The sequence below is a fragment of the Streptomyces sp. NRRL F-2664 genome (assembly GCF_000719345.1).
Lineage (GTDB): Bacteria > Actinomycetota > Actinomycetes > Streptomycetales > Streptomycetaceae > Streptomyces.
Window position 1 is genome coordinate 52,103 of sequence record NZ_JOFX01000009.1, and the last position, 24,104, is coordinate 76,206.

At 72.6% G+C, this 24,104-nt stretch carries 21 protein-coding genes; 5 read left to right on the plus strand and 16 right to left on the minus strand.

The features are described 5' to 3' along the window. Positions 1-23: 23 nt before the first annotated feature. From IF89_RS0112000 to pabB, 14 genes are all read right to left on the minus strand, one after another. On the minus strand, positions 24-1,241 hold the full coding sequence (locus IF89_RS0112000) for a 3-deoxy-7-phosphoheptulonate synthase (RefSeq protein ID WP_078628243.1): 1,218 nt from the start codon (positions 1,239-1,241) through the stop codon (positions 24-26). Between the two features lie 73 nt (positions 1,242-1,314). Next, positions 1,315-2,589 (minus strand): MFS transporter, encoded by a 1,275-nt coding sequence (locus IF89_RS0112005; protein ID WP_030765328.1) that lies wholly within the window; start codon positions 2,587-2,589, stop codon positions 1,315-1,317. Further along, positions 2,586-3,959, minus strand: a complete 1,374-nt coding sequence (locus IF89_RS0112010; RefSeq protein WP_158717852.1) for a hypothetical protein — start codon at positions 3,957-3,959, stop codon at positions 2,586-2,588. The genes IF89_RS0112005 and IF89_RS0112010 overlap by 4 nt, the downstream gene beginning before the upstream one ends. After that, a complete protein-coding gene (locus IF89_RS0112015; protein ID WP_051806995.1) occupies positions 3,956-4,864 on the minus strand; it encodes an aminotransferase class IV in 909 nt (302 codons plus the stop codon). Before IF89_RS0112015 ends, IF89_RS0112010 begins: the two co-directional genes overlap by 4 nt. A 5-nt stretch (positions 4,865-4,869) precedes the next feature. Continuing rightward, positions 4,870-5,937 (minus strand): isocitrate/isopropylmalate dehydrogenase family protein, encoded by a 1,068-nt coding sequence (locus IF89_RS0112020; protein ID WP_030765339.1) that lies wholly within the window; start codon positions 5,935-5,937, stop codon positions 4,870-4,872. Continuing rightward, the gene (locus IF89_RS0112025) at positions 5,934-7,964 is read right to left on the minus strand and encodes an aconitase family protein (protein WP_051806996.1); all 2,031 of its coding nucleotides are present in this window, start codon (positions 7,962-7,964) and stop codon (positions 5,934-5,936) included. The genes IF89_RS0112020 and IF89_RS0112025 overlap by 4 nt, the downstream gene beginning before the upstream one ends. Beyond that, positions 7,961-9,226, minus strand: a complete 1,266-nt coding sequence (locus IF89_RS0112030; RefSeq protein ID WP_030765343.1) for a GNAT family N-acetyltransferase — start codon at positions 9,224-9,226, stop codon at positions 7,961-7,963. The genes IF89_RS0112025 and IF89_RS0112030 overlap by 4 nt, the downstream gene beginning before the upstream one ends. Continuing rightward, complete coding sequence (locus tag IF89_RS0112035) at positions 9,216-9,992, minus strand: class I SAM-dependent methyltransferase (protein ID WP_030765346.1); 777 nt, start codon at positions 9,990-9,992, stop codon at positions 9,216-9,218. The genes IF89_RS0112030 and IF89_RS0112035 overlap by 11 nt, the downstream gene beginning before the upstream one ends. Next, complete coding sequence (locus tag IF89_RS0112040) at positions 9,989-11,149, minus strand: LeuA family protein (RefSeq protein ID WP_030765351.1); 1,161 nt, start codon at positions 11,147-11,149, stop codon at positions 9,989-9,991. Before IF89_RS0112040 ends, IF89_RS0112035 begins: the two co-directional genes overlap by 4 nt. Next, a complete protein-coding gene (locus IF89_RS0112045; protein ID WP_030765353.1) occupies positions 11,146-11,733 on the minus strand; it encodes a hypothetical protein in 588 nt (195 codons plus the stop codon). The genes IF89_RS0112040 and IF89_RS0112045 overlap by 4 nt, the downstream gene beginning before the upstream one ends. Further along, on the minus strand, positions 11,730-12,050 hold the full coding sequence (locus IF89_RS0112050) for a chorismate mutase (RefSeq protein ID WP_051806997.1): 321 nt from the start codon (positions 12,048-12,050) through the stop codon (positions 11,730-11,732). The genes IF89_RS0112045 and IF89_RS0112050 overlap by 4 nt, the downstream gene beginning before the upstream one ends. Next, positions 12,047-12,985 (minus strand): hypothetical protein, encoded by a 939-nt coding sequence (locus IF89_RS40745; protein WP_051806998.1) that lies wholly within the window; start codon positions 12,983-12,985, stop codon positions 12,047-12,049. The genes IF89_RS0112050 and IF89_RS40745 overlap by 4 nt, the downstream gene beginning before the upstream one ends. Further along, the gene (locus IF89_RS40750; protein ID WP_158717853.1) at positions 12,982-13,458 is read right to left on the minus strand and encodes a GNAT family N-acetyltransferase; all 477 of its coding nucleotides are present in this window, start codon (positions 13,456-13,458) and stop codon (positions 12,982-12,984) included. The genes IF89_RS40745 and IF89_RS40750 overlap by 4 nt, the downstream gene beginning before the upstream one ends. Continuing rightward, positions 13,455-15,464 (minus strand): aminodeoxychorismate synthase component I, encoded by a 2,010-nt coding sequence (pabB, locus tag IF89_RS0112065; RefSeq protein WP_051807000.1) that lies wholly within the window; start codon positions 15,462-15,464, stop codon positions 13,455-13,457. The genes IF89_RS40750 and pabB overlap by 4 nt, the downstream gene beginning before the upstream one ends. 893 nt (positions 15,465-16,357) lie before the next feature. Here pabB and IF89_RS0112070 point away from each other — a divergent pair. From IF89_RS0112070 to IF89_RS0112090, 5 genes are all read left to right on the plus strand, one after another. Next, positions 16,358-17,584 carry an MFS transporter gene (locus IF89_RS0112070; RefSeq protein ID WP_051807001.1) on the plus strand — a complete coding sequence of 409 codons (1,227 nt, stop codon included), beginning with the start codon at positions 16,358-16,360 and terminating at the stop codon, positions 17,582-17,584. 76 nt (positions 17,585-17,660) lie between these two features. Next, a complete protein-coding gene (locus IF89_RS0112075) occupies positions 17,661-17,906 on the plus strand; it encodes an acyl carrier protein (protein WP_030765370.1) in 246 nt (81 codons plus the stop codon). Between the two features lie 26 nt (positions 17,907-17,932). Further along, positions 17,933-19,084 (plus strand): beta-ketoacyl-[acyl-carrier-protein] synthase family protein, encoded by a 1,152-nt coding sequence (locus IF89_RS0112080; protein WP_234327733.1) that lies wholly within the window; start codon positions 17,933-17,935, stop codon positions 19,082-19,084. 16 nt (positions 19,085-19,100) lie between these two features. After that, positions 19,101-20,264, plus strand: coding sequence for an 8-amino-7-oxononanoate synthase (locus tag IF89_RS0112085; RefSeq protein WP_030765376.1), 1,164 nt, complete (start codon positions 19,101-19,103; stop codon positions 20,262-20,264). 53 nt (positions 20,265-20,317) lie between these two features. Further along, positions 20,318-21,859, plus strand: coding sequence for an AMP-binding protein (locus IF89_RS0112090; protein ID WP_051807002.1), 1,542 nt, complete (start codon positions 20,318-20,320; stop codon positions 21,857-21,859). A 90-nt stretch (positions 21,860-21,949) separates the two neighbouring features. On the opposite strand, the gene IF89_RS0112095 is transcribed toward IF89_RS0112090, so the two are convergent. Continuing rightward, the gene (locus IF89_RS0112095; protein ID WP_078628254.1) at positions 21,950-23,188 is read right to left on the minus strand and encodes a cytochrome P450; all 1,239 of its coding nucleotides are present in this window, start codon (positions 23,186-23,188) and stop codon (positions 21,950-21,952) included. A 219-nt stretch (positions 23,189-23,407) separates the two neighbouring features. After that, entirely contained in the window at positions 23,408-23,959 is a 552-nt protein-coding gene (locus IF89_RS0112100) for a streptavidin (RefSeq protein ID WP_158717854.1), read from the minus strand. Between the last annotated feature and the right edge of the window lie 145 nt (positions 23,960-24,104).

The following is a 24,104-nucleotide window of genomic DNA, read 5'->3' on the forward strand; positions in this document are numbered from 1 at the left end:
CTCGTGGATGGTGGCGGCGGTGCTCAGACACGCCAGGCGGACACGGCCGTGAGCGCCTGCTCCAGGTTCAGCCGCGGGTCGCACAGCGGTCCGGGCCGCCCGTCGAGCCCGCCGATGCCGCCGGCGTCGGCCACGCACTCCAGCACGTCGTCCGGCGTGGCCTCCAGGTGCAGACCACCGGCGGTCCCGCCGGCGGACGCCACGGCCTGCCGGAACCCCCGGACCTCGCGGACGACCTCCTCGACGAAGCGGGTCTTGCGGCCGGCCGCGGTGGTGACGGTGTTGCCGTGCATCGGGTCGCACATCCACACCACGGGATGCCCCGCCCGGCGTACGCACTCCACCAGCGCGGGCAGGTGGTCCCGTACCGCCGCCGCCCCCTGGCGGGCGATGAGGGTGAGCCGGCCGGGCCGCCGGTCCGGGTCGAGGAGCCCGCACAGCTCCCGCAGCTGCGCCGGGGTCGTCGCGGGCCCCACCTTGCAGGCGACCGGGTTGTCCACGGTGGCGAGGAGTCGTACGTGGGCCCCGCCGGCGGATCGGGTGCGCTCGCCGATCCACGGCCAGTGCGTGGAGGAGAGGAAGGCCCGGCCCGCTCCGTCCCCGCGGACCAGGGGCAGTTCGTAGTCCAGGACGAGCGCCTCGTGGCTGGTCCAGGTCGAGGAGCGGGTCCAGGCGCTGTCCGGCCGCAGCTCGGCGTGTACCGACAGGGCCGACCGGTAGCAGTCCGTCAGCCTGCGCGGGTCGTGGACGCGGGCGGCGGCCTCCGGCTCGGGAGCGTTGACCATGTGGCCGCGGAAAACCGGGAGTTCGCGGTCCCCGTGGCGTTCGGTGGGCCGCGAGCGCGGCTTGGCGTACTGCCCGGCCATGCGGCCGACCCGCACCGTCGGCCGGCCGGTGACCTCCGAGAACGCCGCGGCGAGCACGTCGAGCATGCGGACCTTGGCGCGTACGGCGCCGGGCGTGCTGTCCGCCGGATCCTCCGCGCAGTCGCCGGCCTGCAGGATGTTCAGGTTGCCGTGGGCGGCCTCGGCGACGAGCTGTCCGAAAGCGCCCACGTCGTCCGGGCCGACCAGGCCCGGCGCGGAGCGCAGTTCCCGGACGGCGCCGGGGAGGTCCGCATGGGCGGCCCAGTCGGGCTGCTGCAGGGCGGGCAGCGCGGTGATGTGGTCGAGTGCGTCGGCCGGATACGGTTCTCCGCCGTACCAGCCCGGTTTGTCGACGAGAGATGTGCCGTGCGGCATGGTGGTCCCCCTGATGGTGGTGCCGGTGGTGCCGGTGTTGCTGTGCGGCGCGGCCGTGCGGCGGAGGTCGCCGTCATGCGGCCACCTCCCCGGCCGGCAGGTGCGGCGGCGCGGCCGGCTTGACGGTCAGGCGGCGCACGCTGGAGCTGCACAGGGCGAAGCCGGTGGCCGCGACGACCAGTACGGCCCCGGCCACGAGCGTGGTGTCGATGCCCGCGTGCAGCGCGATCGGGCCCGCCGCCACCTCCCCGAGCGGAATGGCCACGAAGGAGCCGAGCGCGTCGTAGGAGTACACCCGGGCCAGCCGCTCCTGCGGAATGTTCTCCTGCAGGGACACGTCCCAGGCGACGGCCAGTTGTTCCAGCGCCACCCCATTGATGAACATCGCGGCCGCCAGCAGGGCGACGTGCGAGGTCGTCCCGAGAGCGAGCAGCGGCACCGCCTCGAACGCTCCGACGGCCGCGCCGATGCGCAGGGCGTGGCGCGGCCGGGTCCGGGCCGCGAGGAATCCGCCCGCGAAGGCGCCGGCCGTCTGCGCGGCCAGCAGCAGTCCCCAGGTGGTCCGCCCGAAGGACTGGTCGGCGATGGTCGGTCCGAGGACCTGGAGCCCGCCGGCGACCACCGCGTTGATCACGAGGAACTGGAGCACGACCACCCACACCCAGGTGCGGGAGGTGAACTCCTTCCACCCGTCGCGCAGTTCGGCCAACGGACGGGCCGGGCCGGCCGGCGCCGCGCTCGCCCCGGCCGTCGTCCGGAGCCCGGCGAAGGACAACCCCGCCAGCAGGAACACCACCGCGTTGCAGGCGATGCCCCAGCCGGGGCCGGCGAGGCCCACGACGATGCCGCCCGTCGAGGCACCGAGGACCATGCCCGCGTTGACGGCCATCCGGACGACCGCGTTGGCCGGCCGGATCATCTCGTGCGGGACGGTCTGCGGCACCAGGGCGGCGGCGGCCGGCAGGGACACCGCCGACACCATGCCGTTGACCACACTGATGACGACCAGCACCGGGATCGAGGCGAAGCCGAACAGCACGCTCGCCGCGATCACGGCCTGGGCCAGGCCCGCCGCCACGCTCGACCCCTGGAGCACCAGCCGGCGCGGCAGCCGGTCGGCGATCACCCCGCCGAACAGCAGCAGCGCCACGTTGGCGACCGACCGCGCTCCCACCACGATTCCCAGGTCGATCAGCGACCCCGTCAGGTCGAGCACCGCGAAGGAGAGCACGATCGGCGCCATCGCGTTGGCGAAGTAGGTGGCCATGCGCCCGCCCGCGAGGCAGCGGAAGTTCCGCTGCCGGAGCGGGTCCAGCAGGGTGGGGGCGCGGGTGCCGTCGGCGCTCATCGCCCCGCCGTCGCACTCTCCACGATCAGCACGCTGTTGGACGCAGCGCCCTGGTGCGTGTTGATGAGGTCTCCCGGCCGGGGACTGGCGTGGCGGACGTAGATCCCCGAGAGCTTCCGGCCGTACATCATGGGCCCCAGCACGCACGGGACGGCGGCGCTGCGGAACTCCCCGGTGCCCCCGTGCGCGAACTCGAAGGCGACGAGGTCGGCCTCCACCACCTCCTGGACGACGTGGTCGCCCGTCCCGGCGGCCGCCAGCACGCGCTCCCGCCACACCTCCTGCTCCACCGACCGGCCCAGGGTCACCCCGGCGCCGCCGTAGCCGTCACCGGGCTTGAGCACCAGCGCCCTCCGGTCCCCGTCCAGCGCCTGCGCCCCGGCGATCACCGTGTGCGGCACGTGTCGGCGTACGAACTCCCGGTCGGCCGGATCGAGCAGGCCGAGGTCCTCCCAGAGCCAGGCCAGCACCCGCTTGTCGCTGACCGGGCTGGTCGCCTCCGGGGTGTACATCCGGGCCGTGCCCGCCCGCAGGGCCGCACCCAGGGCGTCGAGCCCCGGACCCGGCTGCTCGACGGGCAGGAACAGCCGGAACACCCCCTGCGCGACGTGCTCGCCGGCCCGCAGCCGCTGCCGGTCGTCGAGGGTCAGCCCGGCCAGCGGGTACCCGACCACGGTGATGCCGTGCGCCGTGCCGCGGTCGGCCATGGGCGCGAGGAAGGAGATGAAGTCGTCGAGGTCGGCCAGGTGGTCGAGGCCGTCCTCGCGGAAGACGGGCACGACGAGGCAGTCGCCCTCGGCCAGACCCAGGAAGGACACCAGCTCGGTGAAGAACGCGTCGACCGCGGACGGCGCGGGGCGCAACAGTCCGGCCGGAGCACCCGCCCCGGCGGGCGCCGCGCCGGCGTACACCTCCTGGAACTGCCCGGCGATGAGGTCGGCCTCGATGGCTCCGCCGATCGCCCCGTCGATGTTGAGCTCGACGACCTTGGGGACGCCCCGCTCGACCATCACGTCGGCGCGCATCGACGTCAGCAGCCGTTCGCCGAGGGGTTCGGCCGGGTCGAGCAGCGGGAACTGGCTGCGGGGCATGCCGAGTGCCTCCAGCAGCTCCCCGGCCGTCGCCACCCGGCGCAGGCACGCCCGGAGCACCAGGCCCGCCGTGCGGTCGGCGACCGCGCCGACGAGTGCGTACGCCTCGGCGTCGAGCAGCAGGGGCCGGGTGGGGCACCAGGAGTCCGCGGGGCGCGGCACGCCGGCGTGCGCCCGCCGCCAGTGTGCGCGGCCGAGCGCGTCGATCCGGCCCCGCACCTCCTGGGGCAGCGCGTCGTACCGGTCGACCACGCGTACGTCGCCGCGGTCGCCGCTCACGGGCGGGCCGTCCACTGCTCACGGCCGGGCAGCAGGCCCAACTCGGCCTGTTGGTAGTCCCGCACGATCTCGGCGACCACGGCGTTGTCCGTGTCGAAGACGACGTCGTCCACACACCGGACGGGGCGCACCCCGCCGGCGGTGCTCGCCACGCACAGCGCGTCGCACGCCGTCAGGTCCGCCGGGGCCAGCGGTCCGCGGTCCACGTCGAGGCCGAGGGCGGCCGCGATCTCGATCACGGAGGCCACGGTGATCCCGTCGAGCGCGGCGGGGGAGTCCGGCACCAGCAGGGTCCGCCCGCGCACGCCGAAGACGTTCTGCACGGTGCACTCGGCCACGGATCCCGTGTCGTCCAGCAGCAGCGCGTCGTCGAAACCGCGCCGTCGGGCGTCCATCCAGGCCACCCGGGAGCCCAGGTAGCCGGCGGACACCTTCGCCTTGGTCGGGAAGGCGTGCGGGCTGAGCCGTGCGACCGGCGACAGGGTCAGCCGCGGCTGCTGGGCGCGGATCACCGCGTCGAAGGACGACACGTCGAAGGCCAGCACCGCCACCTGGGCCTCGGCGCCGGGCGCCGCCAGCCCCAGCACCCCGTCGCCGAGGAAGGCCACCGGACGCAGATACGCCCGACGCAGGCCGTTGGCGGTCACCGTCTCGTGGCAGGCGGCGGCCAGCTCGGCCGGGGACTGCGCGAGCGAGATCCCCACCAGGCGGCACGACTCGGCGAACCGGTTCAGGTGCTCCTCCAGCCGGAAGACGTGGTGGCCGTCCGCCCCGGAGGGGAAGGCGGAGATCCCCTCGAAGACGCAGATCCCGTAGTGCAGGCTGTGGTTGGCCAGCGTCAGGGCGGTGTCCCCGGCGGGGACGACACGCCCCTGCCACCACATGAGCTTCGCTGGTTCGTTCATCCTTCTCAGTCCTTGTCCTGCCGGGCGACCGCCCGGCACATCAGGTCGCCCACCTCGCCGGTGCGCGCGGTGCCGCCCAGGTCGGGTGTCAGCACGTCCCCGCACAGCACCTCGTCGACGGCGCGCTCGACGGCGGTGTGCGCCTCGCGCAGCCCCATCCGGTCCAGCATCAGCGAGTAACTCATCACCGCCGCCAGCGGGTTGGCCCGCCCGGTGCCCACCAGGTCGGGGGCGCTGCCGTGCACCGCCTCGAACACCCCCGCGAAGCCGGTGTCCTCGGGGTCGTAGCTCGCCGAGGGCGCCACACCGAGCCCGCCGGCCAGCATGGCGGCCTCGTCGCTCAGGATGTCCCCGAAGAGGTTGCCGGCCACCACGACGTCGAAGCGGGCCGGGTTGCGGATCAGCTCCATGGCCGCGGCGTCGACGTACAGGTGGTCGCACTCCACGTCCGGGTAGGACGCGGCGATCTCACGGAACCGGCCCTGCCACAGCGGGCCGGCGCTCGGCATCGCGTTGCTCTTGTCCACCAGGGTGAGCCTGCGGCGGCGGGTGCGGGCCAGCTCGAAGGCGGCCGTGACCACCCGGTCCACCGCCCAGCGCGTGTGGACGCCGACCTCCATCGCGACGTGTCCGGGGCCGCCGGCGCGGACCGCGCCGCCGACGCCCACGTACACGTCCTCGGTGTTCTCCCGCACCACGACCAGGTCGACCTCCTCGACGGCGCCCACGTGCTTGAGGGGGCAGTGCGCGAGTGTGCGCAGGCGCACCGGGCGCAGGTTGACCCCCAGCTCCAGCTGCTGGCGCAGCCCGCCGATGACGCGGACCGCGTGCCGGTTGTCGGGGATGCGGGCGTCGCCGAGCGCACCGAGCAGCACCGCCCGGTGGTCGCGGCGGACCGCCGGGATGTCGATCTCGACGTCCCCGTGCTCCAGGAACCAGTCGGCGCTCCAGGGCAGCACCTCGGTCCTCAGGCCGGTGCCGAAGACGTCCTCGACCACCGCGTGCACCTTCAGCACCTCGGCCATGACCTCGGGCCCGATGCCGTCCCCCGGGATGACCGCGACGGTACTCATACGGCCGCCGCCTCCGTCCCCACCCGCGCGCACGCGTACGCCACAAGGCCGCCCGCGGTGAGCAGCTCCCGCTCGAACGCGGAGGGCGGGGTGATCGGGGCGGAGGTCCCGCGGGTCACGTTGACCAGCTCGCCGCGCTCGTCGTCGACGAGCAGCCGGTCGCCCTCCCGGATGCCGTACGCGAAGTCCCCGACCTCCACCAGCCGCAGCCCGATGTTGAGGGCGTTGCGGAAGAAGATCCGCGCGAAGCTGTGCGCGACGACGAAGGGCGCACCGGACGCCTTGATGCCCATCGGGGCGTTCTCGCGGGAGGAGCCGCAGCCGAAGTTCATCCCGCCGACGATCACCGAGCCGCTCAGGTCGTGCCCGGACGCCGCGTAGTGGTCGAGGAACGGCTGGTTCCCCGCGTGGGCCATGATGTGCTTCTTGTACTCGGCCGGGTCGGGGATCTGGCAGAACACGCCGGGCAGGATCACGTCGGTGTTGACGTGGTCGCCGAAGACCCAGGCGAGGTTTCCGCCGTCCCCCGAGCCGGCCGCGCCCGCCGCCGGGGCCGCGGGGGCGGCCTCCGCAGCGGCGGTGTGCGGGGCCCGGCCCTCGCGCGCCGAGTGGAGAGCGAACAGCTCGTCGACGCCGCGCCGCAGCGTGTCCTCGTCGGCGTAGTAGTCGCTCCGGTCGCCGATCGGGGCGAGCACGCCGGTCAGGGCGGCCCGCGCCGCAATGGCGGGGCTGGCCAGGACGACGCTGGCATCGACGTCACCGCACCGGCCGCGGAAGTTCCGGTTGGAGGTGAAGACCGCGACCTCGCCCTTGCCGAGCACACCGGACTTGATGCCGATGCAGGGACCGCAGCTGGAGGACTCCACGTAGCAGCCGGCCTCGATCAGCACGTCGATGAGGCCCTCCTTCATCGCCGCCCGGTACGCCTTCTGGGAGGCCGGGATGACGATGGTGCGGACCGCGTCGTGGACGCGCCTGCCCCGCAGGACGTCCGCGACGACCCGCAGGTCCTCCAGGTGGCCATTGGTGCAGGACCCGATGAAGACCTGGTCGACGGGTATCTCGCCGTTCTCGTTCGCCCTGCGGGCCAGCGGCGCCACGCCGGTCATCAGGTCCTCGCGCCCGGCGTACTCGTCCCAGTTGCGCAGCACGTGCTGGAGCTGGTGGGTGCCGACGGCGTTGTCGGGGGAGAACGGCAGGGCGACGGTCGGCTCGATCAGGCCCAGGTCGACGTCGATGACGTCGACGTACTCGGCGTCGTCCTCGTCGATGGTGAAGGACGGGTACTCCGCCTCGTCGCCGAGGTAGTCGGCGAGCACCGCGTCCGTGGGGAACAGGCCGTACTTGGCGCCCATCTCCACCGCCATGTTGCTGAGCGACAGCCGGTCGGTGATCGCCAGGGAGGCCAGGCCCGGCCCGCCGAACTCCAGGCTCCGGTAGACCGCGCCGTGCACGCCGATCAGCCCGCACAGGTACAGGGCCACGTCCTTGCCCTGGACGTGCGGGCGCAGGCTCCCGTGGAAGCGGACGAGGGTCGCCTCGGGCACCCGCATCCAGCAGCTGCCCCGCACGAGGGCCATGGCCAGGTCGGTGGAGCCGATGCCGGTGGCGAGCGAGCCGATCGCGCCCGCGGTGCAGCTGTGGGAGTCCGCGCCGACCGCGACGTCCCCGGGGCGGATCAGCCCCTGCTCGATGAGGATCTTGTGCTGGATGCCGCCGTCGTAGCCGACGTCGAACACCTTGATGCCGTGCTCGCGCGCGAAGCGCCGCAGTTCCACGAGGATCGAGGCCATCGAGGCGGTGTGGGTGGGGACCACGTGGTCGAAGACGAAGGCGGTCCGCTCCCGCTGCGCGGCGAGGCCGGCGGCGATGTACGCGTCGTCGAAGCCGGAGTCGCGCAGGATGTCCAGGGCCCACTTGACGGTCATCTCGCTGCCCCAGCACAGGTCGAACGGCAGGTCCACGACCTCGCCGGTGCTCACGGGACGGCCGAGTTTGTGCTCGAAGAGCTGCTTAACGAGAGTCATCGCTGAACGCGTCCATCCTGGTCGCCGAGAAGCTGTTTCTTGAGGCAGTCGAAGACGGCGACGTACGGCTCGATCCGCCGCTGCGCCGCCGGCGAGGAGAACCGGATCCATCCCCGCACCGGAGCGGGGCGGCAGCCGCGGAGCCGCTTCGCGTCCGCCGAGCCCATGCCGTACGCGATACGGCGCGGGCCGCCCGCGACGGCCCGCTCGATCTGGTGGTAGAAGACGAGGTTGAAGTAGGCGTAGCCGGCGCCCACGGTGCCGGCGTCGAAGCCGAGGAACTTGGGGTGCAGGACGCCTCCGGCCTCCAGGCACAGCAGGAAGCCCGCGACGTCCGGTCGTGCCCCGTCCCGCGCGCCCTCCGCGTCCCGTCCCCGCACCACGTACAGGGCGGGCCCCAGGGCCGGAGCGGCCAGCAGCGCCGTGAACAGCCTCTCCATCGCGTCCCGGTCGACGGGCAGCCCGTACTTCTTCTGCTGGCCCTCGGACAGTTCGGCGCAGCGGGCGACGACCGCCCGGTCCGGGTCCGTGACCCGCTCCACGCGCAGCCCGGCCTCCTCGAACTTGCGGATCTCGGAGCGGACCACCGTACGGCGCTTGCGGTCCAGGGTTTCCAGGTACTCCTCCAGGGAGGCGCAGGACCCGGTGTCGAGGTCGTACTCCAGGTCGGAGAGGAACCCGAGGTAGCCGTGTGCGGTGAGCGCGCGGTGCAGGTCCGCGTCCCCGCCGGACTCCCACAGGAAGGACTGCGAGGGGATCCCCTCGGTCCGGCAGAAGGCGTCCACCGCGCCGAGGAGTTCACCGATGGCGCCCTCGCGGTCGGTCCCGGGCAGGGTCAGGACGTCGCAGGCGTAGCCGTACGGGCTGGTCATCACGAGCGCCGGATAGCCCGCGGCCCGCGTGTGCCCGGCCTCGGCGCGCACGACGGCGTCGAGCAGCGCCCCCGCCCCGGCCGACTCCTCGGGCGACCGGTCCCGCTCCAGGGCCTGCCGCAGGTGGTCCCTCTCGTAGTCGCCGAACAGGGCGCCCGTCGGATCGTGGTACGGGAACGCGTCCGGGTCCCGCACCAGCAGGCCCTGGACGCCGGCCACCGTACGCCCGCCGTCCCGCAGCAGGAAGAGGACCAGCTCGAACCCGAAGCACTCCTCGACCGCCCGCAGCCAGTCGTACGAGAGGTACACCTGGGCCGCGGGGACCAGTGCGTTCCACTCCTCGCGGCCGACGGCGGACGCCGACCGCAGCACGGCGACCTCAGTGGCCACGGACGCCCCCGCTCTTCGTGGCGACCGCGATCAGGCGCTCGGCCCGGTGGTCGTAGGGTCCGCCCTCGTAGTCCCCGTGGAAGCGGACCTCGGCGAAGCCCGCGCCGTGCAGCATCTCCCGCAGTTCGCGAGCGCTGTAGAGGTGGATGGTCATCGAAGCGGTGGCCGCGCGCGTGCCGTCGACGGAGTACCAGTCGCTGCGCAGCCGGCACCAGTCGTCGAGCACCGTGTCACGCTGTACCAGCACCTTTCCGTCCAGCTCGGAGAGCGAGACCCGCTCGTCGCGCCGCGCCAGGACCTCCTTGCCGACGACGTCGACGAGCAGCGTCCCGCCCGGTGCCAGGCTGGTGTGCGCGTTGCGCAGCACCTGGACGTTGTCCTCGTGCCGGTCCAGGTACCCGAACGAGGTGAACATGTTCACCACGGCGTCGAACGCCCCCGGCTCGGCGAAGGCCAGCATGTCCGCCTCGACGAGCCGGACCTCGACACCGGCGTCCGCGCACCTCTTCCGGGCCCGCTCCAGCAGCGGCGCGCTCAGGTCCACGCCCGTGACCGGGTGGCCGGCCCGGGCAAGGGGCACGGTGAACAGGCCCGGACCGCAGCACAGGTCGAGGACGCGGGCGCCGGCCGGGAAGCGCAGGAGCGGGGACCGCTCCACGATCCGCTCGGCCTGCGCCGCCCGCTCCGCCGAGAACAGGTGGGGGTAGAAGTCCGTCCAGAACGCCTGGTCGGCGAACCAGGCACCCGTGTCGTGCGCGTCGCTCATACCGCCGTGCCCGTCCGTTCGTGGTAGATCCCGATCACCTGGGCCTCGGTGACGCTCGACTTCGTCAGCACGGACGCCTCCTTGACCTCGCGCAGCACCGCGCCGAGGACCTCGTCGTCGTGAGCGAGCCCGTGCTTGTCCAGGACGTGGGAGATGATCCCCTTCCCGGAGTGCTTGCCCATGACGATCCGGCGGGTGTGGCCCACCAGTTCGGGCCGCAGCGGTTCGTAGGCGGTGGAGTCCTTCATCACGGACGACACGTGCAGGCCGGACTCGTGCGAGAAGGCGTTCCCGCCGACGATCGGTTTCATCGGGCTGACCTCGATGCCGGACAGGCCGGCGATCAGGTCCGACATGGGCTTGAGCCGGGACAGGTCGATGTTCGTCTCGAAGCCGTACAGCTGCGTGAGGGCCACCACGACCTCCTCCAGGGAGGCGTTGCCGGCCCGTTCGCCCAGGCCGTTGACCGTGCACTGCACCTCGTCCGCGCCGCCGAGGATGCCGGCAACGGTGTTGGCCGTGGCCAGGCCGAAGTCGTTGTGGCAGTGCAGGGACAGGGTCACGTGGATCTGCGAGCGCAGCCGCTGGATGAGTGCGCGGAAGGCGTCGGGCGTGGTGGAGCCGACGGTGTCGGCGACGCCGACCAGGTCCGCTCCGCTCTCCTGGGCGAGGACCAGGACCTCCTCCAGGTAGTCGTACGGCGTCCGGGTGGCGTCCTCGGACCCGCAGCCGACGTACATGCCGAGGTCCTTGGCGTAGGCGACGCCGTCGGCCATCTCGCGCTTGAGGCGGTCGCGCACCGCACTGTCCGTACCGCCGAACTTGACCCGCATGTGCACGTCGGAGGTGGGCAGGAAGGTGTAGATGGCGTTCGCCCCGCAGGCCCTGGCGAGGTCGATCTCGGTGCGGTTCGGCCGGCAGAACGCCACCACGCGTGCGTCCAGACCCAGTTCGGCCATGCCGCGCACGGCGTCCTGGTCGGCCCGGGAGGACGCCGGGAAACCGGCGTCGATGACGTCGACGCCCATCTCGTCCAGGAGACGGGCGATCTTCACCTTCTCCTCGACCTGGAAGGCAACGCCGCAGGTCTGCTCGCCGTCGCGCAGTGTCGTGTCGCAGACGCGGATCCTGCGTGCGGGGGACGGGGTCTCGCTCATGCGCCTGCTCCCAACAGGTATGCGCGGCACCGGGTGCCGATGACTTCACCGGAGAAGCGGGGACGGCGTCCGTAGACCACCCAGGTGGTGGTCACCGCGCCGATGTAGCGGTCCAGCCGCAGCGCCCCGTTCGACTTCTCCAGGTATTCGAGGTGGGTCAGCCCGGAGTCGTACGCCCCTGCCAGCAGCTGGGCGCCGACCACGGGCTTGGAGGCCACGGGGATCACCTCCTCCCACTGCGACACGTCGACGTAGCCGGCGGTGGCGGGGACCAGTCCGAGGGAGCGGGGCCGCTCCACGTCGGCGCGGCTGAGGAGCACCAGTTCCTTCGTCGGGTGGACGAAGGTGTCCACCACGTGGACTTCGCTGAAGTACCGCTCGGTGAGCAGGTGCACCTCGGGGTGGGCGCTGCACTGCACGAGGTAGTCGGACTCCCCGCGCCGCACGCGTTCCAGGCCGTCGTGCAGGTCGAGGGTGAGGTCGATGCGGGCCTCGTCCTCGATGCCCTGGAAGGCGAAGTAGCGCTGCAGGGCGTTCTCGTGGCAGCTGCCCTCGGGACCGAGGGTGGTGAAGGTCAGGGTCATCGCAGTGCCTCCGTGCCGGCCGCCGCGGGAGCGTCGATGATCTCGTCCTCCAGGCGGCATGCCTCGTCGATGAGCAGGGTGGCCAGGGAGCGCATGAAGTCGGGCGAGAGGCCGAGCCGCTCGCCCCGGGCGGCATACGCCTCGCGGACCGCGGTGACGCGGTGCGGCTGCATCATCGGGATGCCGTGGGTCCGCTTGACCTCGGCCACCTCGCAGCAGACGGTCAGCCGGGCCGCCACGAGCTCGGCGAGCTGCTGGTCCAGGGTCTCCAGCCGCTCGCGGAACGGCCGCAGGACCTCTTCGGGGGTCGCGTTCACCGCGATACCTCCAATGCCAGGGCGCGGGCCGCGCCGCGCAGGGACGGGAGTCCGTATCCGCCCTCCTGGACGAAGACGGTGGGCAGCCGCTGCTGCGTCACGAGCGCGGCGACGGGACCGAAGACCTCCGGCGCCAGGCTCCATGAGCCGTGCGGGTCGCCTGCGAGCACGTCGTAGCCGACCGAGACCACCAGCGCGTCGGGATCCTGGCCGCGCAGGTGGGAGACGGCGTCCCGGACGAGTGCCAGGAATCCCTGCGGACCGGGGTCGGAGCCGGTCCCGAAGAGGCCGGGGCCCGGCGGGAAGGCGTAGGGGAAGTCGTCGGGCCGGGTGGAGTGCACGGACGCGAACGGCAGCGTGGCGTCGCCCTCGACGCAGGCGAGCGTGCCGTTGCCGAGGTGGTAGTCGACGTCGAGGATGCCCACCCGTGCCGCGCCCTCCTCCTGGAGGGTCCGGGCGGCGACGACGGCGTTGTTCAGGAAGCAGTACCCGCCGTACCAGCCGGGCCCCGCGTGGTGCCCCGGGGGCCGCACCAGTGCATAGGCGTGCTCGCCCCGGGCGGCCGTCAGCTCGGCCGCCCGCACCGCGGCGGCCGCGGCGCCCAGGGCGGCCGGCCGGACGCCGCGCGTCACGGGCGTCTCCTGCCGCAGGCCGGGGGCCGCGAACGCGTCGTCGAGGACGGACTCGGAGCCGTCCGGTACCCCGTGGCGCAGGTGCTCCAGCAGCTCCTTGCCGTGCACGGCGGTGGCGAGGCGCTCGGCCCGTTCCGTGTCGTGCGCGCCGGGCGGGGAGAGGACCGCCCCGCCGTCGAGGAGACCGGCCAGGATCCGGTGGATCCGCTCGGGCACCTCCTTGCTCGCCACCCGGGCGCCGCCCGGCTCGACCGTGAACGGCAGGGCCTCGGACTCCTGCGGTACCACCACGTGCAGGGTCATGACAGGTCCTTGATCACGCGCGGGCCGATGACACGGAAGCCGGAGCGCTCGTAGAAGGCCAGCGTCCGGGGGTAGGAGGGGAACTGCTCGGCGGGCAGGCAGACTTCGACCCGCCGTACGCCGTCTTCGGAGCACAGCGCGTCCAGTTCGGCCAGCAGCAGGGCCGCGACCCCCCGGGAGCGCAGTTCCGGCTCCACCCACAGCTCCTGGACGTGCCGGTAGGGCGCGGCCAGCCGCAGTGCCGTCTGGGTGGTGTACCCCAGTACGCCGGCCAGCCGCCCCCGGCCGTCCCGTGCGACCAGCACCCCGGCGCCGTCCCGGCCCGCGATGGCGTCCGCCACCGCCGCACCGAGTCCCGGGATCGTGTGCGAGGCGTCCCCGCGCAGCTCCCGCAGGAGCGCGGTGACGGCATCGGCCACCGCCTCCGCCTCGTCGGGCCTGGCCCGACCCGTCTCGAATTCCACCGTGCTCATCCGCGGCACCTCGCAGCCGTTCCCGATGTGGCCTCCTGCAGCTCCTCGACGCCGAGGACCCGCAGCAGCGCGCGGGCCTTGAGCCGCGTCTCCTGGAACTCCTCCTCGCCGTCGGAGAGGACGATGAGTGCGCCTCCCACGCCGATGCGCACGCGGTTGCCCTCCCAGACGATGGTGCGGATCACGATGGACTGGTCCGCCGCCCCGTCGAAGCCGAACCAGCCGAGGCTGCCGGAGTAGACCCCCCGCTCCTCCGGTTCGAGCTCGTCGAGGAGTTCCACGGTCCGCTTCTTCGGCGCGCCGGTCATCGATCCGCCGGGGAAGAGCGCCTGCACGCAGTCGACGGCGCCGCGGTCGGGGCGCAACTGCCCGCGCACGGTGGTGACGAGCTGGTGCACGGTGGCGTAGGACTCCGCGGCCATCAGCCTGGGCACGTGGACCGTGCCGGCCGCGCAGACCTGTCCGAGGTCGTTGCGCAGCAGGTCGGCGATCATCAGGTTCTCGCTGCGGATCTTGCGGTCCGTCTCCAGCGCCGCGCGGGCGGCCTCGTCGGCCACCGGATCGGGGTGCCGGGGGGCTGTGCCCTTGATGGGCTTGGCCTCCACCGCGCCGTCGGCCGCGACCGCGACGAACCGCTCCGGCGAGGAGCTCAGCAGCGAGCGTTCGCCGAGCCGGACGTAGGCGGCGTAGGGCGCCGGGTTCGTGGCCCGCAGCCGCAGGTAGGTCTCCAGCGGGTCGGCCTCGCTGGTGCCGCTGATCTGGTACGTGTAGCAGGCCTCGTACGTCTCGCCGTCGCGCAGCCACTGCTGCACGGTGTCGAAGTGGCGCAGGTACGTCTCGCGGTCGACGCCCGGCTCCAGCACCGCCGGGGCGCTCTCGCGCCGTGGCCGGGGCACGAGCGGGCGGCGTGCCAGCGTGCGCACCTCCTCGCACCAGGTGTCGTGTTCCTCGGCGGACAGGCCCACCGTGACGAGGTAGCGCCGGCCGGCCTCGTGGTCGTAGGCCACGTAGCGGTCGACGCGGAGCAGTTCGGCGTCCGGCCGCTCACCGCTGCCGGCCCGGCCGATGCCGACGCTTCCCTTGACGCCGTAGCCGAGGTAGCCGAGGTAGCCGCCGGCGAACGGCACGGGCGACGCGCCGGCCGGCACCGCAGTGGCCGCCAGACCGGCCCGCAGGTGCTCGAAGACGGTGCCGGGCAGACGTTCCACGGCCTCGTGGGTCTCGCGCTCCACGACGCCCGCCCCGGCGTACGCCCGCAGGACCTGCAGGCCCTCCCCGGCGCAGGAGCCGAGGTAGCTGTAGCGCCCCATGCCGTACGCGGCGCGTGAGCTGTCGAGCCAGAAGCTGTACGGGCTGTCGGCGAAGGCGCGCAGGAAGAGGCCCTCGGCGTCGACGTCCGCCTCCAGTTCGCTCCAGCGCAGCGTCGGGGTGATGCCCAGGAAGTTCGCGACGATCGCCTCGCCGTACTCGCTGTCCACCGACTCGGGGTGGAACTGCACGCCGTGCAGCGGGCGTTCGCGGTGCCGCAGGCCCATCAGGACGCCGTCCTCGGCCCAGGCGGTCGCCAGGAGGTGTTCCGGCAGCGGCTCGGTGACGGTGAGGGAGTGGTAGCGCACGGCGCGGAAGCCCTGCGGGATGCCGGTGAAGACGCCGGTCCCGGTGTGGGTGATCGCGCTGGTCCGTCCGTGCACGGTCTCCGGGGCGTGCCGCACGTCGCCGCCGAAGGCGAGGGCCAGGCCCTGATGGCCGAGGCATACCCCGAGGACGGGCACGGTGGCCCGCTCCAGCAGGTCCCGGCACAGCCCGAAGTCCTCTTCCCGGGCGGCGGTGCCGGGGCCCGGGGAGATCACGACATGGGTGAAGCCCCGTCCCAGCAGTTCGTCCGCCGTCGCCTCGTCGTTGCGCACGACGACGGGCGGCACACCTGCCACCTTCCAGATCAGCTGGAAGAGGTTCCACGTGTAGGAGTCATAGTTGTCGACGAGAAGGATCCGCAGGTCTATCACGATGTGGTCGAGCTCCTTGATGGCCGGCCCGGCTTTTTGGGCACGGTGAACCGGCTGACCGACTTTTCTATCGGTGGTGATTCATCGGTGAATCGCTTGCGCCGAATGCAGCGCACGGCGGCACGTTCAGGCGGAATCCAGGCATGGCGATGCGGATGAAAGTGACATGGTTTCAACCCCCGTTGTCTCTGTCACTGCTCGGATCTTCACCGGACGTTCATAATCGGCCGTTGGTCGATGGCCGCGGCGGTCCGGTGAGGCCGTTCCGACGTTCGATGCTAGTCATGCCGGGCCGAATATGCATCCTTGTGTGACTCAACCCACTGCGACCTGCGGTAACTGCGGCCCGGCTCGTGCAGGTCAGTTGTCACACCTCCGACGGCGTGGCCGCAAGCCAATATTGAGGAGCCGTCAGCCACCCGGGGGCACGGCTGCGGCCGTCATGACCGCCAGGTCGGCCGCAGGGGGTCGCGAGAAGATGGCGCGTTGCCGGGGAACCGGGCGCGGAATGGCTGAAAGCGCGGAAACGGAATCCTCCCTGACGGTTCGGTCATGTCCAGGCGCTTCGGGGAAATGGGGCGCGGGGCAGCGAGCCGAACATATCGACCTGCTCGATAGTTTCCAGCCACATGCAGTGCGGGCACTGGGATATTGGCCGGATAGCGTCTTTCCTTCCCGGCCACGCCGGAGGCAAAGGGAATGATTCAAGCCAGTGGCTCCGCGTGATCACCTTCACGCCCGGGTCGTTTTTGTCGGCACTTGCTTGCTGGTACGTTGATCGGAACAACCCCGTTCGTAAAGCCGGTTCACAAGACCGGCTCGACCTGAAAGGGGGGCCGGGAAATTCACGCTCGTAACACGCGTGATCCCGCGCCGGGTCTCCGGGAGGCGCCATGCCCCACAAGGTGATTCTGGCGCTTCTCGCAATCGGCTCCTTCGCCGTCGGTACGGACGGCTTCGTCATCAGCGGCATCCTCCCGCGCATCGCCGGCGAGTTGGACGTGTCCGAGCCGATGGCCGGGCAACTCGTCACGGCCTTCGCGCTGAGCTACGCGATCAGCGCGCCGGTCCTGATGACCCTGACCGCCGGACTGTCCCGGCGCGTCATGCTGCGCGGCTCCATGCTGGTTTTCCTGCTCGCCAACCTGCTGGGCGCGCTCGCCCCGACCTACGGGACGCTCATGGCGGCCCGGATCCTGGCCGGGATCAGCGCGGCCCTCTACATGAACACCGCCGCGGCCACCGCGACGGCGCTCGCGGGGGAGCGGTACCGGGGACGGGCCGTCTCCATGATCATCGGCGGCCTCACGGTGGCCACCGCGCTCGGCGTGCCCGGCGGTACGCTGGTCGGCCAACTCGGCAGCTGGCGCCTCACCCTGGCGCTGGTCGTCGCGCTGGCCCTGCCCGTCTTCGTCGGCCTCTTCGTGGTCCTGCCCGCCGTACCGCAGCCGCCCGCGATCGGCATGCGGGACCGGGTCCGGATCGGCGCGCAGCGACCGGTGCTGCTGGCCGTCCTGGCCAACCTGTTCGCGGTCGCGGGCTGCTTCACCGTCTTCACCTACCTGGCGGCCTTCACCCGCGCCACCACGGGCATGGACGACGCCCGGGTGAGCATCGTCCTGCTGGTCTTCGGCGTCGCCGGGGCCGTGGGCAACGCGGTCGGCGGCCGGCTCGGCGACCGCATCGGGGCCGAACGCACCTTCACCGCCGCGGTGTCGGGTGTAGCGCTGACGATGGCGCTGCTGGGCGTGCTGGCGAGCTTCTTCGCCTCCGGCTCGGCGGCGGTGGTGGCGGTCTTCCTCGCCGTGACCGTCGCCTGGGGCACGGTCTACTGGGCCGAGCCGCCCACCGCCATCCACCGCGTCCTGGACCTGGCACCGACTGCCCCGAGCGTGGCCATCTCCGTCAACAGCTCCGCGTCGTACCTCGGCGTGGCCCTCGGCGGTGCGGTCGGCGGTGCGGTCCTCGACCGGCTCTCGCCGGCCGCCCTGGCCTGGACGGGCGCGGGGCTGGAGCTGGTCGCCCTGGCCCTGGTCGTCCTGCCCAGGATGGCGGCGGGCCGGGGCGGTCGCGCCGGGAAGGCAGCCGGTGTGCTGCGGGAGCCCGTGCCCGAGGGATGACCCGACGACAGCCGGGACGTCCGGATCCGCATGAAACACATACAATCCATACGATTTTGGGGGAGGTTGGCCACCCGTGGCTAACGACGACGTTTTCGACCGCCTCACCACCTGCGCCGTCGACGTCCTGCAGGTCAAGGCCGAGTCCGTGACCGCGGACGCGAGCCTGACCGACGATCTCGGCGCCAGCAGTCTCATCCAGGTCGAACTGGTCATGGCCGTCGAGGAGGAGTTCGGCATATCGGTGCCGGACGAGTCCGTCGAGGAGATCCGGACCGTCGGCGACCTGCACCGGCTGATCCTCTCGCTGGTCGCCCGATGACCGGCGGGAAGCACGGTGCACGCCGCGTGGCGGTCACCGGGATCGGTGTCGTCAGCGCCTGCGGCACGGGCGCGGACGCCTTCTGGGAGGGCCTCTTCACCACCCCGCCGGACGGCCACCGGGAACTGGCGGACTGGGACCCCTCACCCTGGATGGACGTCCGGGAAGCGCGGCACACCGACCGGTTCACCCAGTTCGCCGTCGCCGCCGCCGACATGGCGTGCCGCGACTCCGGCCTGACCGAGGTGGACGCCGAACGCAGCGGCGTCGTCGTCGCCACGGCCCTCGCCGGCGTCAGTACCTTCGAACGGCAGAGCATCGTCCACCACGAGCGCGGCGGCAGGCGGGTCTCCCCCTTCCTCGTGCCGATGATGATGGCCAACGCGGCCGCCGCGACGGTGGCCATGCGCCAGGGCTGGCGCGGACCGTGCGAGAGCCTGGAGACCGCCTGCGCGGCCGCCACCCACGCCATCGGGCACGCGGCACGGATGATCGCCGACGGCACCTGCGACCGGGTTCTCGCCGGCGGCACCGAGGCGGCGATCACACCCACCATCGTGGCCGGGTTCACCAACATGCGGGCCCTCTCCGCGTCCGGCCGCACCCGGCCCTTCGACGCGGAACGCGACGGCTTCGCCATCGCCGAGGGGGCCGCGGTGCTGGTCCTGGAGGACTGGGACACGGCGGTGGCGCGCGGCGCCACCCTGTACGGCGAGGTGCTCGGCTCCGGCAGCACGGCCGACGCGCACGACATCACCATGCCCGCGCCCTCGGGAGCCGACGCGGCCCGCTGCATCCGCCTGGCCCTGGAGGACGCCGGCGTGCGCCCGCAGGACGTACGGCAGATCAACGCCCACGGCACGGGCACCCTGCGCAACGACGAGGCGGAGACGAACGCCATCCTGTCGGTCTTCCCGGACTGCCCGCCGGTGACCTCCACCAAGGGGGCCACCGGACACGCCTTCGGCGCGGGCGGCGCGCTGGAGGCCGTCGCGGTGCTGCTGTCCATGCGCCACTCGGTGATCCCCCCGACCATCGGCCTGACCACCCCCGACCCGGCGCTCGCCGTGGACGTCGTGACCGGCGACGGCAGGAAGTGGGAGCCCGGACCGTCCCTCACCCAGTCGTTCGGGTTCGGCGGCCACAACGGCGTCCTCGTCCTCGGCCCCGCCGGATAGCGTTCGGAGCGAAGCGATGGAAACAGAGCGACACGGCGACCCGCACGAGGTCTTCGCGTGGATCGACGACAGCACCCGGCGTCGTGACCGGGCGGGCCTCACCCGCCGGGTCCAGGTCCGGGGACCCCGCCCGAACGTGATCGACTTCGGCGGCAACGACTACCTCGGCCTCACCCGCCACCCCGGTGTCGTCCGGGCGGCGGCCGACGCCACCGTGACCTGGGGCGCCGGATCGACCGGCTCCCGGCTCGCCACCGGCACCACCGAGGTGCACGTCGAACTGGAACGGGAACTGGCCGACTTCGCCGGGGCGGAGGCCGCCCTGGTCTTCTCCTCCGGCTACCTGGCCAACCTGGGCGCGGTGACCGCCCTGGCCCGCCCCGGCACCCTGATCGCCTCCGACGCGTTCAACCACGCCTCCCTGATCGACGGCTACCGCCTCTCCGGCGCCGACGTGGTCGACACCGGCCACGCCGACCCGCAGGCGCTGGAGCGGGCGCTCGCCGAACGGGACCAGCAGCGCGCGGTGGCCGTGACCGAGTCGGTGTTCTCCGTCGACGGCGACCTCGTCGACCTGCGCGCGGTCCTTGACGTCTGCCGCCGTCACGGCGCCGGGCTGCTCGTCGACGACGCCCACGGCTTCGGTGTCATCGGCGCGGCGGGAGAGGGCGCGGTGAGGGCCGCCGGCCTGGCCGGCAGCCCCGACGTGGTCACCACCATCACCCTGTCGAAGTCCCTGGGCGCCCAGGGCGGCGCGGTGATCGGCCCCTGCCGGGTCGTCGACCACGTCATGAACATGGCCCGAAGCTTCCTCTTCGACACCGGGCTCGCCCCGGCCTCCGCCGCCGGAGCCCTGGCGGCACTGCGGGTCCTGCGCGCCGAACCGGACCGTCCGGCCCGGACCCGGGCGGTCGCGGTGGCGCTGGCCGAACGCCTCTCCGCCGCCGGCCTGCCGGTGACCGAGGCGCAGGCGGCCGTGGTCTCGGTCCGCGGACCCTCCGCGGCCCTGACCGCACAGTGGGCGCAGGACTGCCTCGCCGACGGCGTCAAGGTCGCCTGCTTCCGCCCGCCGTCGGTCCCCGACCGGTTCTCCCGGATCCGGCTCACCTCCCGGGCCGACCTCACCGAAGCGGAGATCGACCGCGCCATCGACGTCGTGGTCAAGCACAGCCCCTGGTAGCCCGACCGGCCCGGGTCCGGGCCGCGGCTCCGGGCCGAGTGATGGAGGACGTCATGACGATCGCCGGCGGGTTCCTCACGCACGCCGCCGAGTCACCCGACCGGACCGCTCTCGCCGTCGGCGACGGGCCCGGGGGACGGTGGAGCTACGGCGCGCTGCGGCGCGGCGCGCTCGCTGTCGCCCGGGCCCTGCGCGCCGACTTCGGCCCGGACCCCGCCCCCGGGGTGCGGATCGCCCTCCTGCTCGGCAACCGCGCGGAGTTCGCACCGCTCTTCCTCGGCGGCGCGCTCGCCGGCATCCCGGTGATGGTCCTCGACCCGGCGTGGAGCAGCGCCGAACTGGCGGCCGTCCTGCACGACGCGCCGCCCGCACGGCTCTTCTGCGCATCCGCCACAGGACCGGTCGCCCGCTGCGCGGACCCCGCCACCCTCGTCGACGTCACCGACCCCCAATTCGCGGCATGGCTGCGCGGCGGCCCCGCGCCGCCGACCCGCGGCGCGGCCACGCCGTTGCCGTACGTGGCGCCCGACAGGCCCTTCTACGTGGGCTTCACCTCCGGGAGCACGGGCCGCCCCAAGGGCGTGGTCCGCTCGCACCGCTCCTGGTTGCGCACGTTCGACCGCTACACCGCCGCCTTCGGCATCGGGCCGGCCGACACCGTGCTGCTGCCCGGCTCCCTGGCGCACTCGCACTTCCTCTTCGGGCTGGTGCACGCCCTGCACGTCGGCGCGACCGTACGCCTGATGCCCGTCTTCGACGCGGACCGCGCGCTCGACGACCTCGAACGGCACCACGTCACCCGGCTCTACCTGGTGCCGACGATGTTCCAGGCCCTGCTCGAACACGCCCGTCGACACCCGGGCCGCCGCTTTCCGCAGGTGCGCTCGCTGCTCTCGGCGGGCGCGAAGTGGTCCCCGGCCCGGCGCGCCCTTGCCGGGGAGCTGTTCCCGAACGCCGATGCCGCGGAGTTCTACGGCGCCACCGAACTCAGCCTCGTCTCCGTGCAGCACGGCCACGAGGACGGGCCCGGGGACTCCGTCGGCAGACCGGTGGACGGCGTGGAGCTGTCGCTGCGCTCACCCGCGGGCGAGGAGGTCGCCGCCGGCGAGCCCGGCCAGGTGCACGTCCGCAGCGACATGCTGTTCACCGGCTACCTGTCCGCGGAGGACGGCGACGGTCCCGACCGGGACGGCTGGTTCACCGTCGGGGACATCGGCCGCGTCGACGAGCGGGGCTACCTGCACCTCGTCGGCAGGAAGCAGGGGATGTTGATCAGCGGGGGCCTGAACGTGCATCCCGAGGAGGTCACGGCGGCCCTGCTCCGGCTGGAGGAGATCGACGAGGCCGCCGTCGTGGGACTGCCGGACCCGCGGTGGGGCGACCTGGTGTGCGCCGTCGTCCGGTGGCGGCCGGGGGCCCGCCTCGGCCTGGCGGAGGTACGCGACCGGGCCTCGGCCCACCTGTCGCGGCAGAAGTGCCCCCGCCGGCTCTTCGAGGTGGACGAGCTGCCCCACACGCCGAGCGGAAAGATCGCCCACGGCCGGGTGCGCAGGGCCCTGCTGGAGGGCGGGCACGGGATGTGGGAGGTCCTGTGATCGGGCGGCGGCCCGTCGCCGCGGCGGCGCGAAGGCCTCCGGTCGGCCGGACCGGCGGCGGCGCCTGCGGTCCGGCCGACCGTGAACCGCTCAGCCCCGCCGCACCAGCACCTGGAGCGGGGCGCGGAAGGAGAGCAGCGCCAGCATCTGCGGAGAGGACTCCGTGCAGAAGCGGAGGTCCGGAAGCCGGGCCGCGGTCATCCGCATCACCACGTCGGCCTCCATCCGGGCCAGTTCGGCTCCCGAACAGCGGTGGCGTCCGATGCCGAAGGACAGGTGCTTGCGCACGTTGGCCCGGTGCGGACAGATCTGCTCGGGGTGGTCGAAGACCTCCGTGTCCGAACCGGTCGACGCCAGCATCAGCAGCAGCGGAGCCCCCGCCGGCAGGTCGACGCCGGACAGCGTCATCGGCCGGCCGGTGATCCGGCGCCAGGTGGTGATGGGCGGGTCCCGCCGCAGCACCTCCTCGGTCCACGGCTCCACGGCCGCCGGTTCGACGGCGAACCGCTGCCACAGACCGGGCTCCTGCAGTGCCCTGCGGTACATGGTGCTGAGCATCTGGGTGGTCGTCATCTGACCGGCGATGATCATGAAGTAGACGACGGCGGCCTTCTGGGTGACTCCGAGCGGCTCCCCGTCCGGCAGCCGGTGCGCGGCCAGTGCGCCGAGCAGCGTGCCGTCCTCGGGCGCGGGCTGCGACACCAGGTCGGTGAGCCAGGCGTAGAACGCGGCGGCCTCACGGGCCAGCGCCACTTCGCGCTCGCCGCGCGGCCGTCCCCAGAACAGCTCCAGGGAGGCGTCGCTCCAGCGGGCCAGGGTGTCGATGTCCACGTCGATGGCCGATTCCAGCCCGAGCAGTGCCAGCATCACCCGGAAGGGCACGTCGCGGGCAATGGTCGTCGCCAGGTCGCAGACACCGTCGGCGGCGAGCCGCTGCTCGACGTCGTCGAGGGCCTCCGCCACGACCTTCTCCACCATCGGCACCGAGGCGGCCACGGCCTGGGCGTTGAACAGCCTGGTCATGATGCGCCGATAGCCGGCGTGACTGTCGGAACCGTTGTTTGCAAGCGTTTGCGGGAGGTCGAATTTGACCCGCGCCAGCGCGCGCAGCGTCGGCACGGAGAATCGCCCCACTGCGTCGATCGCATTGTCCGGAAGGTAATTCTCCGGATCGAGGAGAACCGTGCGCACGTCCTGGTATCGACTGATCAGCCAAAGCCCCGTGTTCTCGTCGAACTTCACGGGTTCGCGTGCGCGGAGCGCCGCCATCGCCGGATAGGGGTCGAGCGCATACTCCTGGTCGAACAGATCCACACTGTCAACGGGCATTGCCACCATCACGTCAATTCCACCTTCCCCCGGCCGACGGTACCAAGGCGTCGTGATCACGCTGAATACCGGCCGGGGAGGAAACCGTGTGAGACGCGTCTCGTGCGGAACTCCGCCCGGGGCGGGCCCCGCCGGCGGCGGGCGGCCCGCAGGACATGCCTGCGGCCCGCCCGCGCGTATGCGGTCCGACGTCCCGGCACTCCGGGTGCCCGGGCGCTGTTACTGCTGGACGGCGTCGAGCGGGTTGCCGTTGTTGACGCCCGCCTTCTTCGCCGCGTCGATCGACGCGGCCGACGGCTTCACCTTGGTGAAGGTGTCGTGACCCACCAGCGTGGACTTCCAGGCGTTGGCCGCGGTGGTGCCCGAGGTCAGCAGCCACTGGGTGTTGATGCGGGCCTCGGAGCCGCCGACGTACTGGCCGCTCCAGGTAGTGGCGGAGTGGGCATTGCGGTAGTTGTTCTTCCACGCCACCGTCCAGCCGAGGGCGGTGCCGCTGCCGTCGGTGGCCGGGGCGCTGTCGTAACGGCCGGTCAGGACGTAACGGCTCTCGGCGTTGCCGACGGCCGACTCGTAGGTGCCGGTGAGGCTGCCGTCCGCGTTCGCGGTCACGATGAAGGTCGAGCCGAGCTGGTTGTACCAGGTGCCGGTGATGCCGGAGTCGGCGACGGCGGCCTGGGCCTTGGCGTCCTTCGACGGGTCCGCGGAGGCGCTGGCCGTAATACCGACGGTGGTGAGCGAAACGGCGATGGCAGCAACGACGATCTTGCGCATGTGCGACACGAAAAATCTCCCCTAGTTGTTGCGCGGCGGGGGGTGGACGGCGTGCAGGGTGTGCGCGCCGCCGGTATCCCGCCCGTCAAGGTTTGTGACCTCGGCCGGGCACCTGGAGATGCCGGTGGACAATCATCGATTCCGC

Bases quoted from the DNA above. Each gene is read 5' to 3' on its own strand.
- IF89_RS0112070 (WP_051807001.1), top strand. From the start codon at position 16,358: ATGCCCCACAAGGTGATTCTGGCGCTTCTCGCAATCGGCTCCTTCGCC.
- IF89_RS0112045 (WP_030765353.1), bottom strand. From the start codon at position 11,733: ATGACCCTGACCTTCACCACCCTCGGTCCCGAGGGCAGCTGCCACGAG.
- IF89_RS0112025 (WP_051806996.1), bottom strand. From the start codon at position 7,964: ATGACTCTCGTTAAGCAGCTCTTCGAGCACAAACTCGGCCGTCCCGTG.
- IF89_RS0112040 (WP_030765351.1), bottom strand. From the start codon at position 11,149: ATGAGCGAGACCCCGTCCCCCGCACGCAGGATCCGCGTCTGCGACACG.
- IF89_RS0112090 (WP_051807002.1), top strand. From the start codon at position 20,318: ATGACGATCGCCGGCGGGTTCCTCACGCACGCCGCCGAGTCACCCGAC.
- IF89_RS0112020 (WP_030765339.1), bottom strand. From the start codon at position 5,937: ATGAGTACCGTCGCGGTCATCCCGGGGGACGGCATCGGGCCCGAGGTC.
- IF89_RS40750 (WP_158717853.1), bottom strand. From the start codon at position 13,458: ATGAGCACGGTGGAATTCGAGACGGGTCGGGCCAGGCCCGACGAGGCG.
- IF89_RS0112095 (WP_078628254.1), bottom strand. From the start codon at position 23,188: ATGCCCGTTGACAGTGTGGATCTGTTCGACCAGGAGTATGCGCTCGAC.
- IF89_RS0112035 (WP_030765346.1), bottom strand. From the start codon at position 9,992: ATGAGCGACGCGCACGACACGGGTGCCTGGTTCGCCGACCAGGCGTTC.
- IF89_RS0112005 (WP_030765328.1), bottom strand. From the start codon at position 2,589: ATGAGCGCCGACGGCACCCGCGCCCCCACCCTGCTGGACCCGCTCCGG.
- IF89_RS0112000 (WP_078628243.1), bottom strand. From the start codon at position 1,241: ATGCCGCACGGCACATCTCTCGTCGACAAACCGGGCTGGTACGGCGGA.
- IF89_RS40745 (WP_051806998.1), bottom strand. From the start codon at position 12,985: ATGACCCTGCACGTGGTGGTACCGCAGGAGTCCGAGGCCCTGCCGTTC.
- IF89_RS0112015 (WP_051806995.1), bottom strand. From the start codon at position 4,864: ATGAACGAACCAGCGAAGCTCATGTGGTGGCAGGGGCGTGTCGTCCCC.
- IF89_RS0112085 (WP_030765376.1), top strand. From the start codon at position 19,101: ATGGAAACAGAGCGACACGGCGACCCGCACGAGGTCTTCGCGTGGATC.
- IF89_RS0112100 (WP_158717854.1), bottom strand. From the start codon at position 23,959: ATGCGCAAGATCGTCGTTGCTGCCATCGCCGTTTCGCTCACCACCGTC.